This is a genomic window from Bradyrhizobium sp. AZCC 1577, from assembly GCF_036924575.1.
Classification (GTDB): Bacteria; Pseudomonadota; Alphaproteobacteria; order Rhizobiales; family Xanthobacteraceae; genus Bradyrhizobium.
In genome coordinates this window covers 5,765,325-5,780,777 of sequence record NZ_JAZHRQ010000001.1, presented here as the reverse complement: position 1 = coordinate 5,780,777, position 15,453 = coordinate 5,765,325, and the positions used below count along the sequence as shown (strand labels likewise).

Annotated in this window: 15 protein-coding genes and 1 pseudogene; 11 read left to right on the top strand and 5 right to left on the bottom strand. The window is 63.8% G+C overall.

Annotation, left to right across the window (positions count from 1 at the left end; all coding sequences use genetic code 11):
* Positions 1-105 precede the first annotated feature (105 nt).
* Positions 106-828 (bottom strand): DUF72 domain-containing protein, encoded by a 723-nt coding sequence (locus tag V1278_RS27520; protein WP_334368019.1) that lies wholly within the window; start codon positions 826-828, stop codon positions 106-108.
* Positions 829-1,030: 202 nt separating this feature from the next.
* Positions 1,031-1,342: a hypothetical protein gene (locus V1278_RS27515; RefSeq protein WP_334368020.1), complete on the bottom strand. Its 312-nt coding sequence runs from the start codon at positions 1,340-1,342 to the stop codon at positions 1,031-1,033.
* 513 nt (positions 1,343-1,855) lie between these two features.
* Between V1278_RS27515 and V1278_RS27510 the strand changes: the two genes are divergently transcribed.
* A complete protein-coding gene (locus tag V1278_RS27510; protein WP_057847722.1) occupies positions 1,856-2,065 on the top strand; it encodes a DUF6496 domain-containing protein in 210 nt (69 codons plus the stop codon).
* A gap of 279 nt (positions 2,066-2,344) precedes the next feature.
* On the opposite strand, the gene V1278_RS27505 is transcribed toward V1278_RS27510, so the two are convergent.
* Both V1278_RS27505 and V1278_RS27500 read right to left on the bottom strand, forming a co-directional pair.
* Entirely contained in the window at positions 2,345-2,776 is a 432-nt protein-coding gene (locus tag V1278_RS27505; protein ID WP_334368021.1) for a CBS domain-containing protein, read from the bottom strand.
* Between the two features lie 135 nt (positions 2,777-2,911).
* On the bottom strand, positions 2,912-3,244 hold the full coding sequence (locus V1278_RS27500; protein ID WP_334384274.1) for a hypothetical protein: 333 nt from the start codon (positions 3,242-3,244) through the stop codon (positions 2,912-2,914).
* Positions 3,245-3,387: 143 nt separating this feature from the next.
* Between V1278_RS27500 and V1278_RS27495 the strand changes: the two genes are divergently transcribed.
* Complete coding sequence (locus V1278_RS27495) at positions 3,388-3,843, top strand: host attachment family protein (protein ID WP_334382862.1); 456 nt, start codon at positions 3,388-3,390, stop codon at positions 3,841-3,843.
* Between the two features lie 162 nt (positions 3,844-4,005).
* Here the strand turns inward: V1278_RS27495 and garD are convergent.
* A pseudogene (gene garD / locus V1278_RS27490) lies at positions 4,006-5,539 on the bottom strand (galactarate dehydratase).
* Between the two features lie 322 nt (positions 5,540-5,861).
* Here garD and ytfQ point away from each other — a divergent pair.
* From ytfQ to chvE, 9 genes are all read left to right on the top strand, one after another.
* Positions 5,862-6,827, top strand: coding sequence for a galactofuranose ABC transporter, galactofuranose-binding protein YtfQ (gene ytfQ, locus V1278_RS27485; RefSeq protein ID WP_334382861.1), 966 nt, complete (start codon positions 5,862-5,864; stop codon positions 6,825-6,827).
* A 136-nt stretch (positions 6,828-6,963) separates the two neighbouring features.
* A complete protein-coding gene (locus V1278_RS27480) occupies positions 6,964-8,508 on the top strand; it encodes a sugar ABC transporter ATP-binding protein (RefSeq protein ID WP_334382860.1) in 1,545 nt (514 codons plus the stop codon).
* A gap of 11 nt (positions 8,509-8,519) precedes the next feature.
* On the top strand, positions 8,520-9,503 hold the full coding sequence (locus tag V1278_RS27475; RefSeq protein WP_442893820.1) for an ABC transporter permease: 984 nt from the start codon (positions 8,520-8,522) through the stop codon (positions 9,501-9,503).
* The gene (gene yjfF, locus V1278_RS27470; protein ID WP_334382858.1) at positions 9,500-10,483 is read left to right on the top strand and encodes a galactofuranose ABC transporter, permease protein YjfF; all 984 of its coding nucleotides are present in this window, start codon (positions 9,500-9,502) and stop codon (positions 10,481-10,483) included. The genes V1278_RS27475 and yjfF overlap by 4 nt, the downstream gene beginning before the upstream one ends.
* The gene (locus V1278_RS27465) at positions 10,480-11,259 is read left to right on the top strand and encodes a FadR/GntR family transcriptional regulator (protein WP_334382857.1); all 780 of its coding nucleotides are present in this window, start codon (positions 10,480-10,482) and stop codon (positions 11,257-11,259) included. Before yjfF ends, V1278_RS27465 begins: the two co-directional genes overlap by 4 nt.
* A complete protein-coding gene (locus V1278_RS27460; RefSeq protein WP_334382856.1) occupies positions 11,256-12,188 on the top strand; it encodes a Gfo/Idh/MocA family protein in 933 nt (310 codons plus the stop codon). Before V1278_RS27465 ends, V1278_RS27460 begins: the two co-directional genes overlap by 4 nt.
* On the top strand, positions 12,185-13,324 hold the full coding sequence (locus V1278_RS27455; protein WP_442893724.1) for an aldose epimerase family protein: 1,140 nt from the start codon (positions 12,185-12,187) through the stop codon (positions 13,322-13,324). Before V1278_RS27460 ends, V1278_RS27455 begins: the two co-directional genes overlap by 4 nt.
* Positions 13,321-14,223 carry an SMP-30/gluconolactonase/LRE family protein gene (locus tag V1278_RS27450; protein ID WP_334382855.1) on the top strand — a complete coding sequence of 301 codons (903 nt, stop codon included), beginning with the start codon at positions 13,321-13,323 and terminating at the stop codon, positions 14,221-14,223. Before V1278_RS27455 ends, V1278_RS27450 begins: the two co-directional genes overlap by 4 nt.
* A gap of 113 nt (positions 14,224-14,336) precedes the next feature.
* Positions 14,337-15,410 (top strand): multiple monosaccharide ABC transporter substrate-binding protein, encoded by a 1,074-nt coding sequence (gene chvE, locus V1278_RS27445; protein WP_334382853.1) that lies wholly within the window; start codon positions 14,337-14,339, stop codon positions 15,408-15,410.
* Positions 15,411-15,453 lie beyond the last annotated feature (43 nt).

Genomic DNA, 15,453 nt, shown 5'->3' with positions numbered 1-15,453 from the left:
GTGCGCACGGGAGTGCGGTCGCGCTCCGTAATGCAACACGTGTTGTTGCTCGCAGAGAAGGGGACGCCGACTAGCCGATGGACGGCCGCGCCGCGATCAGGCGTGTCACATTAGCTCGATCAGGCGTCGGGCATCGGCCGGCGCGGCGCTCTTCTGGTCATTGTCGAAATAGACGAACACGTCGCAGCCCTGCCTTTTCCAGGACCTGATGTGACGGGCCCAACCGGCAAGGGCGGCCTCGCCATAGTGATCTCGATAGCGGCCTCCGGGCCCATGCCCGCGGACGTATACGAAATCGGCGGTGCGTTTCCACGGCGCCGGTGCGTCATGATGATCGGAAATGCAAAGCGAGACGTTTTGCTCGCGCAGCAGCCGGAGGATCCTGGGCTCGTACCAGCTCGGATGCCTGAATTCGAAGCTGTACCGGCGCTTCTTCGAGAGCAGCTTGAAGAACGAGGCAAGCCGGTCGGCGTTGGCCTGGAAATTCGGTGGTAGCTGAAACAGCACCGGTCCCGCCTTCCTGCCGAGCAGGGAGAGGCGGCTTTCGAGCAGTTCGAGGCTGTTGACCGAATTCTCGGAGAGCCGCTTCCAATGCGTGATGAATTTGGATGCCTTCCAGGCGAATACGAAATTGCTTCCCGTCTGCGCCCGCCAGCCCTTTACCGCTTCCGGCGTCGGCGTCCGGTAAAACACGCCGTTCAGTTCGGTGGTCGGGAATTGACCGGCGTAAAACTGCAATTGCTCCTTGAGCGGCAGTCCCTTTGGAAAGAACGGCCCGCGCCAGGAATCGTATTGCCAACCCGACGTGCCGATCAGGACCCGCGGCATGGCATCACGGCTTCACGACGACCTTGATGAAGCCGTCCTTCTCGTGCTCGCAGCAAGCATCGCCATTGCTATGCCACGCCGGCGCTTTCATTCCAAAGCTCTCCGTATCAGTTGATGATGAGAATGATCGGCGATGCCGAGTTGTTCCGGCATCGGCTCAGGGTGAGGAATGGGACATGCGACAACGCGACCTGAGTGAGCATCAGGCGTGGTCCGGAGCCTCTTCGAGGTCGTCCAGTTCCACGAGAAAGGCCAGCAGCAGGTCTTCCTGCGGCTGCGCGGCATCCCGTGCGGCTTCCCGGTACAGGGCAATTTCGTTCTCGGTCGAGCGTCGGGCCCGGAGCCGCGCCTTGCCATCCCAGAGAGGTGCACCGTTCGAGGTCAAGCCGGCGATATCCTGACGCAGCCAATGCTCGTGACAAAGCTGCTGAGATTCCCGCAAGTTCTTGGCTTCGAAAGCGAGGGTGGGTCTTCCGCCAATGTCCAGGGTAAAAATCGCGGGCAGCAACGTCATCCAAGCCAAGCCATATGTCTGATGAAGGGGCCGCCGAAGGCGACAAGTGCGCCGGACATTCCGATCCGCATCGCAATTCGCGTCAGGTTCATGCCGGCGGCCTGATGTTGTCTGTCAGGCGGTTCAGTTCTTCTGAATCGAGCGGATCTGCAACGAACCTGATTTCGGTCGCGTTACATTTTGCGCATTCGAAGGTTCGCTTTTCGGAACGGTCGGCACCCATGACAACGTTGGCCAGTTGCATTCGAGTCAGGCATCTGACGCAATGCGGACATTCGATGGGTAAGAGGGCGGCGAACATCTGGCTAACCTCGGTGCAAGATTAACCCGCCGAGGAACTGTCGTCTGTCGGATCCCTGACATATGCCTTTGCGGCATGCCGAGCAAAACGCAGGAAAATTTCCTGCGGTGCGAAAACGCGGCCGAACCCGCCGCCGGGATGGAAGCGAGGTGCAAAGGAACCATAGGGAATATCGCTGATTGATACGGAGCTGTTGCGGGACCTGGCAAGAGATGGCGAAGAAAGCGAAGAAGCGCAAATATTCAAAGGGCGCGGCAAAGAAGGTAGGCCGCGCCATGAAGAAGCGCAAAGCCGGCACGCTGAAGAGCGGCCGCTCCGGCAAGAAGGTAAAGAGCAGGAAACAGGCGATCGCAATCGGCTTGTCCGAAGCCCGAAAAAGGGGCGCCAAGGTGCCAAAGAAGCGTTCGAAGAAGAAGTCCTAGTCCGATCGGGCCAGATCGGTGGCCGGATACGCTACCATCCAATCGTCAAGCAGTTCATCCCCGGAATCGTCGAGCGCACGAGGCCGACAGCGCTCGGGATTTCGGGACGGCGAGATTTTTCGGCTTCGGGGGAACGTTGGCTTTCGTGTCATCGGTCTACGCCGCTCCGTCGGCGTCCCCCCGTCCGCGGGACGACGATTAGAACGGCGAGGGGTTGACCGGGGTTCCTGTCACCCGCGCAAAATCGACGGGGGACGTCTCTACCGGCTTTTCCGCAGATCAAACCTGCGCATGCTGCCCGCCGGGACGTGAAATTCGGCTCAACGCCGCACCCGTCCCGTTGCCGCTTTGCACCAGCGCGATGTCGCCCAGCGCAATGATGCCGACGAGCCGCTTGTCGCGATTGAGCACGGGCAGGCGGCGGACCTGGATGTCACCCATGTTGGCGCACACCTCGTCGAGATCCTGGTCTTCGTAGCAGTACTTGACGTCGGCCGTCATCACGTCGCCGACCCGCGCCTCCGGGCCTCGGCCCATGCCGATCCCGCGGATCGCGATATCGCGGTCGGAAATCATGCCGACCAGGCGTTCATTGTCCGTTACCGGGAGCAACCCGACACCGAGCGCCGCCATGGCCTGCGAGGCGTCTCTTAACGTGTCATCGGGAGTGCAGAGTTGAACCTCGGGTGTCATCGCATCGGAAACTTTCATGTGAGTCCCTCCGCTTGCCGGTTCTTCACCCGCTAACAGGCACGTCGGATCGCCGTTCCAGTAGGGCAAATGCAATATTCCGACACTGGTGGAGAGACCTCAGACAAGCCCGAAGTCTCTCCTCGATTGTCCTACCTACCAGCGGTTGCTGTCCACGCCGACGCCCACGCTTACGCCAGGTGCCCGGAAACCAACGCCGGCTCGCGGCCCGTCGTCCCAATCGCGATCGCGATAATATCGACGCTCGATATATCTTTCGCGCGGTGCATAGGCGTATGAATCGCGGACGATGACGCGGCTGCCGCCGCGAGTGCGATAACAGCGCCCGTCTTCGTCACAGACCATGCGGACCTGCTGTATCAGGTCGGAGTTTTTGTATTCGCTGTCGGTGTAGATGTCGGAGGCATTTGCGCTGCCTGTCAGGAGCAGACCCGTGCCGGCCAGCAGGCCGATTGCGATTTTCCTCATTAAAGTTCCTCTCGTTCGAATGCTGCCCGCGGGCACAAAGCCTCGTAACCGCTTTGGTTCCGGGACTAAGTCGATGGAGGAGAAAGTTCCTGTAGAGGCAACCAGCCAGAAATTCATGCGTTGGGCCACATGGAGCACCGAATATGACCTCTGAAGCGAAACCCCGCATTTCTCACAACGCACTTGTTCTCATCGGCGATGGCCAAAAGGCCCTCTTTCTCCGCAACAAAGGCACCCCGCAGCAACTCAATTTGGAGGTCGAGCACGTGCTTGAGCAGGAAAATCCGGCGACGCGCGAACAGGGAACCGATCGCCCCGGGCGGTCCGTCCAGAGCATCGGCGCAGCCCGAAGCGCAATGGAGCAAGCCGACTGGCATTATATCGCTGAAGAGCGGTTCGCTGGCACCATTGCCGACGCGCTCTATCGGCTTGCCCACGGCAATCGTTTCGAAAAATTGGTTGTGGTCGCACCGGCGAAAGTTCTGGGCAACCTTCGACAGGCCTTTCATGCCGAAGTGACAGAGCGGATCGTAGGCGAGATTCCGAAGCAGTTAACTTCCCACCCGATACCCGATATCGAAAGGCTGATGGCGGCTTAGCTCTCGCATGTCCCGGACGCGGCGCAGCGCTTAGCGCTGCACCGCAGAGCCGGGACCCACCGCCGCAGCGTGTGGACCCCGGATCAGCAGCGCACCACGCCGCTACCGCGGCGCGCTGCGCAGCATCCGGGGAACGCTGGCCACCGACGGTTCAGTTTTGACTCAGGTCACCGGACCGGGATTGAACAGCGAGCGCGTTGGTCAGCTTCCAGTGCTCGGCCCAGGTCTCGCGGCCGCTCGCCACGTCGAGGATCAGGCGGAATATCTCCCAGCCGACGTCCTCGATCGTCGCATCGCCGGTTGCAATGCTGCCGGCGTCGACGTCGATCAAGTCGTGCCAGCGTTGCTTCAACTCGCTGCGGGTCGAGATCTTGATGACCGGCACGGCGGCAAGTCCATAGGGCGTGCCGCGGCCGGTGGTGAAGACATGCAGCGTCATGCCGGAGGCCAATTGCAACGTACCGCAGACAAAATCGCTTGCCGGAGTCGCGGCAAAAATCAGCCCCTTTTGGCTAACACGCTCGCCCGGCGCCAGCACGCCCGCGATCGGGCCGGTGCCGGACTTGATCACCGAGCCCATCGCCTTCTCGACGATGTTGGAGAGGCCTCCCTTCTTGTTGCCCGGCGTGGTGTTGGCGCTGCGATCGGCTTCGCCGCCGGCGAGATAGCGGTCATACCAGGCCATCTCGCGCACCAGTGCGTCGGCAACGTCCTGGGTCGCTGCGCGCGGCGTCAAGAGATGGATCGCGTCGCGCACCTCCGTCACTTCGGAGAACATCACGGTGGCGCCGGCGCGCACCAGCAGATCCGCAGCAAAACCCAGCGCAGGATTGGCAGTGACACCCGAGAACGCATCGCTGCCGCCGCATTGCATGCCGACAACCAGCGCCGAGGCCGGGCAGGTTTCACGGCGGCGCCGGTTCAAAATCTTGAGGCGCGCATCGGCCATCTGCACGATGTCCTCGACAATCTCGCCAAAGCCGGTGAGGCCTTCGTCCTGCATGCGTATGATTTCGTCATCGGCGCTCATCCCCTCGGGCAGCAGCAGTTCGGGCTGCAGCTTCTCGCAGCCGAGGCCAACGATCATCACCTCACCGCCGAAATTGGGATTGCGCGCCAGGTTCTGCAGCGTGCGGATCGGTACGGCGGCGCCCGGTGCGTTGATCGCAACGCCGCAGCCATAGGCATGCGTGACCGTAACGACGTCGTCGACGTTGGGATATTTCGGCAATAGCTCCTTGCGAATCCGCTCTAGTGCGAATTCGACCGTGCCGGCGACGCATTGCACGCTGGTCGAGATCGCGAGGATGTTGCGGGTGCCGACCGAACCGTCGGCATTGCGATAGCCTTCGAACGTGTAGCCTTCCAGCGGCGGCAGCCGGATCGCGCCGCCGTTCGGCCTTGGCAGATTATCGAACGAGGGCGCGTCGGGCATTTGCACCAGCGATTCCCTGACCCAGCTCCCCTTAGCGATCGGCGCTGCGGCATGACCGATGATCTCGCCGTAGCGGCGAATGGCTTCGCCTTCTCCGATATCGGCGAGGGCAACCTTGTGGCCTTGCGGGATCTGTTCGATCAGCCGCAAACCGCACGAGAACTCAGCGCCCGGCTGCAGACCTCCGCGGTTCGCGACGATCGCGACGTTATCGTCCGCGTGCATGCGGATGTAGAGCGTTTTCGCGGTGACGGGCTGCATATCGAATCCTTGTTCGCGGGCGGTATCAGAACAACGCGTAGCTGCGCTGTGTCAGTGAGGCAATCAAGGTCAAACCTCGCGCGTGATCAAGCAGCCCCGGGCAAGGCGCCGGGCGATGAGGGCGCTGGCCTTCTGTGGGAGCAAATGCTCGGCTGACGCGGGCTCGGTTTGGAACCAAATAGTCAAATAATATGACTAGTCAGGGCTAATCTTCCGTGAAATATTCCCCAGCGCTGCCGCCAATGGACAGCGCTAGAGGTGCTTTGATACCGATTTCGGTGATGCGAGGCACCCTGACAACATTTTTGGGAGAATGCGCCTCATGACCTCCAAAGCCCTCCTTGCGGCCACCGCCCTGGTCGCCATCACCCTCTCGCTGCCGGCAACCGCCGCTGAATTGACCGTCGGCTTCTCCCAGATCGGATCCGAATCCGGCTGGCGGGCGGCGGAGACCTCGGTCTCCAAATCCGAGGCCGCCAAGCGCAAGGTCACGCTCAAGATCGCCGACGCCCAGCAGAAGCAGGAGAACCAGATCAAGGCGATCCGTTCCTTCATCGCCCAGGGCGTCGACGCGATCTTCCTCGCGCCGGTCGTGTCGAGTGGATGGGATGCGGTGTTAAAGGAGGCCAAGGAAGCCAAGATTCCGGTCGTGCTGCTCGACCGTGACATCGATCCGTCGGGCAAGGAGCTGTATCTCACCGCCGTCACCTCGGACAGCGTGCATGAAGGTGCGGTCGCCGGCGAATGGCTGGCGAAGACGGTAGCCGGAAAAGCATGCAACGTCGTCGAGCTGCAGGGCACGGTCGGCGCGAGCGTCGCGACCAACCGCAAGAAGGGTTTTGACAGCGTCGTCGCCAAGAACGCCAACCTCAAGGTGGTGCGCAGCCAGACCGGCGACTTCACCCGCGCCAAGGGCAAGGAGGTGATGGAAAGCTTCATCAAGGCCGAGGGCGGCGGCAAGAATATCTGCGCGGTCTATGCCCATAACGACGACATGATGGTCGGCGCGATCCAGGCGATGAAGGAAGCCGGCCTCAAGCCGGGTAAGGACATCCTGACGGTGTCGATCGATGCGGTGCCTGATATCTTCAAGGCCATCGCGGCCGGCGAGGCCAACGCCACCGTGGAGCTGACGCCAAACATGGCGGGGCCGGCACTGGACGCCATCATGGCCTACAAGGGGAAGGGAACGGTGCCGCCGCAGTGGATCCAGACGGAATCGAAGCTCTACACGGCGGCCGACGATCCACAGAAGATTTACGACAGCAAGAAAGGCCTCGGCTACTGATCGGCCGACGCTATGCCGCCGGGTCCCAAGCCAGCCCCGGTCCCGGCGGCAAAAGCCTTCTCGACGAACCCGCCTCATGAGGCGCACATGCCAGGCGTTCGCGGTCGACGCGAACGTCGGTGGGAGTAATGCCGGCATGAATGCAGTTTCCGACCCGAGCCCGGCTCTGCTGGAAGTGCGGGGCCTGAGCAAGAGTTTTGGCACGCTGCGGGCTCTGCAGGAGGTGGATTTCACCTTGCAGGCCGGTGAAATCCACGCGCTGCTCGGCGAGAACGGGGCAGGCAAGTCGACGCTGATCAAGGCGGTGACCGGTGTCTTCCCGCGCGATGCCGGCATTGTCAGGCTCAGTGGCACCGAGGTTGCGCTGCGCTCGGCCAAGGCAGCGGTCGATGCGGGGATTGCGACCGTCTATCAGGAGGTCAATCTGCTCCTGAACCTGTCGGTGGCGCAAAACCTCTATCTCGGCAGGCAGCCGACGCGGTTCGGTTTGGTGCGCGAGGCCGAGATGCGCCGGAACGCCACAGCGCTGCTGGCCGAGTTCGATCTGCATATCGACGTCGCCGAGCCGCTCGGAACTTATTCGGTCGCGGTGCAGCACATCGCCGCGATCGCCCGCGCCGTCGACCAGTCGGCGCGCGTGCTGATCCTCGACGAGCCGACCGCGAGCCTCGATCGCCACGAAGTCGAGATCCTGTTCGCGGTGATGCGCAAGCTGGCCACGCGCGGGATCGGCGTCGTCTTCGTCACGCATTTTCTCGATCAGGTCTATGAGATCTGCGACCGCATCACGGTCCTGCGCAATGGTCGGCTGATCGGCGAGCGGAGGACTGCCGAACTGCCGCGGATCGAGTTGATCCGCATGATGCTCGGCCGCGAACTCGCCGAGACGACGAGTGAGCGCGCGGCAGCGCAGGTGCGGCAGGCGGGGGAGCTCTGCGCGCGCTTCGAGGGGTACGGCAAGGCCGGCTATGTTGCGCCGTTCGATCTCGCGCTTCGCCGCGGCGAGGTGGTTGGCCTAGCCGGCCTGCTCGGATCGGGGCGCACCGAAACCGCGCGGCTGGTGTTTGGCGCCGAGCGCGCCGATAGCGGCAGCGCCACAGTCGACGGCAAGCCGGTCCGGCTGCAATCGCCGCGCGATGCGGTTGCCCATGGCTTCGGCTATTGCCCCGAAGAGCGCAAGACCGAGGGCATCATTGCTGACCTGACCGTGCGCGAAAACATCGTGCTGGCGCTGCAGGCCAAGCGCGGCCTCGCAAAACCGCTGTCTCGTTCCGAACAGGACGAGATCGCGATGCGGTTCATCCGCCTGCTCGACATTCGCCCGCCGGAGCCGGAGCGGCCGATCGGGCTATTGTCGGGCGGCAACCAGCAGAAGGTGCTGCTCGCCCGCTGGCTCGCCACGGCGCCGCGCGTTCTGGTGCTGGACGAGCCGACCCGCGGCATCGATGTCGGTGCGCATGCCGAGATCATCCGCCTGATCCGCGAACTGTGCGACGACGGCCTGGCGCTCCTGGTGATTTCTTCCGAGCTCGACGAGATCGTGACCTATTCCGACCGGGTGATCGTGCTGCGCGATCGAGCCCATGTCGACGAGCTGGAAGGGGAAGCCATCGACATCTCCAATATTCTGGCGGCGATTGCCGCTAGCAGCACCATTGGCGCGGAAGCCGGGCAAGCATGATGCCAACCATGATGCAAAGACTGCTGCAAAGCCGTGGCCTCGCTCAGATTGTCGCCTTGCTGGTGATCCTTGCGATCGACCGCGCGGTCTCGCCGCAATTCTTCGATCTGCGGATGCAGGACGGACGGCTGTTCGGCAGCCTGATCGACGTCTTGAACCGCGGCGCGCCGGTCGCGCTGCTTGCGCTGGGCATGGTGCTGGTCATCGCCACGCGCGGTATCGATCTGTCGGTGGGGGCGGTCATGGCGATTGCCGGCGCCATTGCCGCGAGCCTGGCCGATGCCTACGGCCTGCCGCTGGCGCTTGCCGCCGCGCTCGGCGCCGGGTTGCTGTGCGGGTTGTGGAATGGCTTCCTTGTTGCGATGCTCGGCATCCAGCCGATCGTCGCCACGCTGATCCTGATGGTGGCGGGCCGCGGTGTCGCGCAACTCATCACCGAAGGCCGGATTGTCACTTTCACCGCGCCGGACCTGGTCTGGCTCGGCAACGGCGCCGTGCTCGGCGTGCCGACGCCGGTCGTGGTCGTCCTCGGTATGCTGGTTGTCACAGGCGCGGTGGTCCGCGGCTCGGCGCTTGGCCTGTTGATCGAGGCGACCGGCGGCAATGCAAGGGCGAGTGAACTGGCGGGGATCGGCACCCGCGCCATGATCCTCGCGGTCTATGTCTGGTGCGGCCTGTGCGCGGCGCTTGCCGGCGTTATCGCCGCCGCCGACATCATGGGCGCGGACGCCAACAATGCCGGGCTCTGGCTCGAGCTCGACGCCATTCTGGCCGTCGTGATCGGCGGCACGTCGCTGTTCGGCGGACGCTTTAGCCTCGTGCTGGCGATGGTCGGCGCACTAATCATTCAGGCCATGAACACCGGCATTTTGCTGTCGGGCTATCCGCCGGAGTTCAATCTCCTCGTGAAAGCGGCCGTCGTGTTGATCATCCTGCTGCTGCAGTCGCCGCGCTTCGCCAGTGCCGGGGCCGTGCTGGGGAGGGCGCGACAATGAGGCGGCTGCCGCCGGTCGCGATAACGGCCATCGTTTTCGTCGTCGGATTTGCGCTCTGCACGGCGCAATTCCCCAATTTCGCTTCCACCCGCGTGGCGGCCAATCTGCTGACCGACAATGCCTTTCTCGGTATCGTCGCCACCGGCATGACCTTCGTGATCATTTCCGGGGGCATCGACCTGTCGGTCGGCTCGGTGATCGGCTTCACCACCGTCTTCGTCGCGCTGGCGATCGAGCGCCTCGGCGTGCCGCCGCTGGTAGCCTTCGCGGCGATCCTCTTGCTATGCGCCGCCTTCGGTGCGGCCATGGGCGCCATCATCCACGTCTTCGACATGCCGCCCTTCATCGTCACGCTGGCCGGCATGTTCCTCGCCCGCGGTGCCAGCTTCCTGATGTCGACGGAATCGACGCCGATCAGCGCGCCGCTCTATTCGACGGTGTCGGATTTCGCGCTGCGGCTGCCCGGGGGAGGCCGGCTCACCGCCATTGCCTTGATCATGCTCGCGGTGATCGCGGCGGGCGCCGTGCTGCTGCATTTCACCCGCTTCGGGGCAAATGTCTATGCGCTCGGCGGCAGCCGCGCGACCACCGCGCTGATGGGCATACCGGTCGGATCGATGACGGTGCGCATCTACATGCTGTCGAGCGTGCTTGCGGGGCTCGCCGGCATTGTGTTCTCCTTCTACACTGCAGCGGGCTACTCCTTGTCCGCCGTCGGCGTCGAACTCGATTCGATCGCGGCCGTAGTGATCGGCGGCACCTTGCTGACCGGCGGTCAGGGATCGGTGGTCGGCACGTTGCTCGGCGTGCTGATTCAGGGCCTGATCCAGACCTACATCAATTTCGATGGAACCTTGTCGAGCTGGTGGACCAAGATCGTGACCGGTATGCTGCTTTTCGCTTTCATCGCCCTGCAGCAGGCCATGCTCGGCATCTCCCGCCGCGCCGGCCCCCGTAAGGCAGGAGTTCTCAAATCATGACCTCCCGGCTTGTCGTCATCCCGACGCGGCGCGCGCATTCCAACCACGCCGAGGTCGCCCGCAGCATCGGCGTCGACATCATCGCCGGCCGCTACGCCGAAGGCGTCCGCCTTCCGGGCGACGCCGAACTCACGGCGATGTTCGGCGTGTCCCGGCCGGTCTTGCGCGAGAGCGTCAAAACTTTGGTCGCGAAGGGGCTCCTCACCACCAAGGCGCGGGTCGGCACCGTGGTGCGCGAGCGCGGCGCCTGGAACATGTTCGATGCCGACGTGCTGGCCTGGCATCTCGATGCCGGCATCGACCGGCGCTTCCTCAACGACCTCGCCGAAATCCGGCTTGCGGTTGAGCCGCGGGCGGCTGCGCTCGCCGCTAGCCGCCGCTCGGAAGCCGACATCGCCGAACTCAATCGGAGTATGGAGCGGATGCGGCGTGAGGCTTCCGACTCCGTCGGTTTTGCCGACGGCGATCTTGCCCTGCATCTGGCCGTCGCCAACGCGTCCGGCAATCTGTTCATGCGCTCGATCGGCAACGTCATCGAGGCGGCGTTGCGCGCTTCGTTCCTGCTCAGCGCCCCGGTCGAAACGCAGGACCGCGAGACCGTGCTGCTGTGGCATCAGCGCATCGTCGATGCGATCGCCAGCGGCGATGCCGAGGCAGCCGCCGCAGCCATGACCGAGGTGATCCACAACGGATTGCGCCGTCATGAGGACGTTTCGCCATCGTCCGGCGCCGCGCCTGCGGTCTCCGCGGCGGTCGAACCTGGAGAGCAATCATGAGCCCGCTTCGCGTCGCCATCGTCGGCTTCGGCAAGATCGCACGCGACCAGCATGTGCCGGCGATTGCTGCAACCGACGGCGTCGAGCTGGTTGCCGTCGCGAGCCGCAATGCCTCGCTTCCCGGCGTGCCGCATGCGGCGACGCTCGATGAACTCCTGCGCGACGGTCCGCCGATCGACGCAGTGGCGCTGTGCACACCGCCGCAGGTTCGCCACGCACAAGCGGCGACGGCGCTTGCCGCCGGCAAGCATGTGATGCTGGAAAAGCCGCCCGGCGCCACGGTGGCTGAGATCAATCCGCTCGTGACCGCCGCGAGGACCGCGCAACGCACGCTGTTCGCCACGTGGCACTCGCGCTTCGCTCCGGCCGTCGAGCCTGCGCGGCAATTGCTGGCCGGGAGGAAGGTCACGGCTGTCAAAATTACCTGGAAGGAAGACGTGCGGGTCTGGCATCCCGGGCAGGCCTGGATCTTTGAGCCGGGCGGGCTCGGCGTGTTCGACCCCGGCATCAACGCGCTTTCGATCCTGACGCGTATTTTGCCGCAACCATTGTTCGTGACCTCGGCCGATCTCGCGTTCCCCGCCAATCGCGACGCGCCGATCGCCGCGACCCTTGCACTCAGTGACGCACAGGGGCTGAAGATCATGGCCGAGTTCGACTTCCGCCAGACCGGTCCGCAAAGCTGGGACATTGATCTCGATACCGACGGCGGTCCGGTCACCCTTTCCATGGGCGGGGCGAGGTTGAGGGCAGGGGGCGTTGAGCTCGTCGATGCCGCTGAGGCCGAGTATGCCGGGCTCTATCACCGCTTTCGCGAACTCGCCGCAACCGGCGACAGCGACGTCGATCTTGCGCCGCTGCAACTCGTCGCCGACGCGTTCCTGCTGGGGCGCCGCCGCACGGTTGAGCCATTCGAGGACGAGACATGAACACGCTGTCCGCCTCGCGCGTGGCGCGCTCCCGCTTCGGCGTCCTGCCTGACGGCAGCGAAGTCGAGCGCATTGTGTTGCAATGTGATGGCGGACTGGAAGCGCGCATCATCACCTATGGTGCAAGCCTGCAGGCCTTGCTGGTGCCGGATGTCGCCGGACGTCGCGACGACATCGTGCTTGGTCACGACGCCTTCGAGGGATATCTCGCCCGGCGGCAGTTCTTCGGCGCCACCGTCGGGCGTTACGCCAACCGTATCGCCGGCGCGCGCTTTGCGCTCGATGGCACTGAGGTGCAGCTCGCGGCCAACAACGGCCCCAATGCGTTGCATGGCGGGCTGGAGGGCTTCGATCGCCGCAACTGGCGGATTGCCGGGATCGAGGACGGAGACCGTCCGGCCGTGACGCTCGCCTACGCCAGCGCCGATGGCGAGGAGGGATATCCCGGCGCGCTCGATGTGGAGGTGACCTGGCGTCTCACCGGGCCGATGGAACTCTCGCTGGAGATGACGGCGCGGACCGATCGTCCCACCGTGGTCAATCTCACCAATCACAGCTTTTTCAATCTGGCGGGTGCGTGCTCCGGCCAGAACATTCTCGATCATCGCCTCACCGTGGCGGCGGACCATTTCCTTGCCATCGATGCCGGCGCGATCCCGCTGCCGGAGCCACCTTCCGCGGTGGACGGTACGCCGTTTGACTTCCGTACGGGTATCGAGATCGGCGCGAGGATCCGCAACGACCATCCGCAGCTCCGTGTTGGCCGCGGTTATGACCATAATTTCTGCCTCGCGCCGCCAAGTGGCGAGCCTCGCTTCGCCGCGCGGCTTGCAGCGCCAACATCCGGCCGCGTGCTCGAACTGTTCACCAACCAGCCCGGGCTACAAGTCTATTCCGGAAACTTTCTCGACGGCTCAACCGCTGGAAAAGGCGGCCGCCTGTATCGGCAGTCCGATGCCATCTGCCTCGAGCCGCACGCGTGGCCCGATACGCCCAATCGGCCGGACTTCCCGACGGCACGGCTTTCGCCGGGCGAGGTCTATCGCCACTCCACGCTGTATCGCTTCATGCATGCGATCGGAGGCGCAATCGGGACACAATCCGTGGTAGAGTTGCCCGGGGAGAGCGGGCGATGATTGGCGGTTGCAAGAAGGAAGAGGTGCCGACGACCGTTCTCTGCAGCGAGCGGTGCCATCTTGGCGAGGGGCCGACCTACGACGTCGTCACCGATACCGCCTGGTGGTTCGATATCATCGGGCGCCGGCTGTTCGAGGCGCAGCTCGATACCGGGCGGACCACCATCCATTCCCTCGGTGTGATGGCTAGCGCGCTTGGGCGGATCGACGTGCATCGGCAGTTGCTCGTCGCTGATGACGGTCTCTATGTCCGCGATACGACGGAAGGATGGATGACGCTGTACCGCCCGCTGGAAGCCGACAATGCCGCGACGCGTTCGAACGATGCGCGGGTGCACCCGTCCGGCACCTTCTGGATGGGCACCATGGGCCGCCAGGCCGAGCGCGGACTGGGCGCCATCTATGCGCTGCACCGCGGCGAGCTATCGCGCCTTTATGATCACATCACGATTCCCAACGCGATCTGCTTCGCGCCGGACGGAACCATCGGCTATTTCGCCGACACCGGGGAGAACGTGCTGTTCCGCGTCGAGCTCGATGCGGCGACCGGCCTGCCGCGCGGCACACCCGCCCCGTTGATCACCTGGCGAGGCGGCGGCGGCGTCGACGGCGCGGTGGTCGATGCCGACGGGTTGATCTGGAGCGCGCGCTGGGGTGGCGGCTGCATTGACGTCTACAGCCCGCAAGGCGAGCATCTGCGCAGTCTCCGCGTTCCGGCACGGCAATCGAGTTGCCCCGCTTTTGTCGGCCAGGATTTTTCGCGCCTGCTCGTTACCTCGGCCTGGCAGGGGATGGGAGAAGACGCGAAGCGCGCCGACCCCGATCATGGCCGCACCTTCCTGCTCGACGTTGCAGCGCGTGGCCGCCCCGAACCAGACGTCAAACTTGCAACGGATTGATGGAGGAATACGAGGCGCGGCACAAACGCGCAGAGCGACAGAGTTTCGAGAACCGCAGCCAGCGGTCTGAAAATCCAGGAATCACAGATCCTCGATGATCAAGGGAGAGAAGCATGATTAGTCTGAAAACCACATTGTCGGCCTTGGCGCTGGCAGCGACCATGGCGACGACGGCGGTGACCGGCACGTTCGCCCAAAGCAAGGGGACTGTCGGCATCGCGATGCCGACCAAATCGTCGGCGCGCTGGATCGACGACGGCAACAACATCGTCAAGATCCTGAAGGAGCGTGGCTACGGCACCGACCTGCAATATGCCGAGGATGACATCCCGAACCAGCTCTCGCAGGTCGAGAACATGGTGACCAAAGGCGCCAAGGTGCTGGTGATCGCGGCGATCGATGGCACCACACTGTCTGACGTGTTGAAGCAGGCCAAGGCCAAGGGGATCATCGTGATCGCCTATGACCGGTTGATCCGCGACACGCCCAATGTCGACTACTATGCCACCTTCGACAATTTTCAGGTCGGCGTGCTGCAGGCCCAGTCGATCGAGCAGAGGCTGGGCTTGAAGGAAGGCAAGGGGCCCTTCAACATCGAGCTGTTCGGCGGCTCGCCGGACGACAACAACGCCTACTTCTTCTACAACGGCTCGATGTCGGTGCTGCAGCCCTATATCGACAGCGGCAAGCTGGTGATTGGCAGCGGCCAGAAGGGCATGGACAAGGTCTCGACCTTGCGCTGGGACGGCGCCACCGCCCAGGCACGGATGGACAACCTGCTGAGCGCGTTCTACGGCCGCAAACGGGTCGATGCGGTGCTCTCGCCCTATGACGGCCTTTCCATCGGCATTCTCTCTTCGCTGAAGGGCGTCGGCTACGGCAGCGGCAACATGCCGATGCCGATCGTCAGTGGCCAGGATGCCGAGGTGCCGTCGATCAAATCGATGCTGCGCGGCGAGCAGTATTCGACCATCTTCAAGGACACCCGCGATCTCGCCCGAGTCACCGCCGACATGGTGGACGCAGCCCTCAGCGGCAAGGAAGTCACCGTCAACGATACCAAGACCTACAACAACGGCGTCAAGGTGGTACCGTCCTATCTCCTGAAGCCCGTCGTCGTCGACAAGAGCAACTGGGAGAAGGTGCTGATCGACAGTGGCTATTACAAGAAGTCACAGATCGACTGAGCAGGACGGCGGCGCCGGCGATAACCGGCGTCGCCACTTGCCT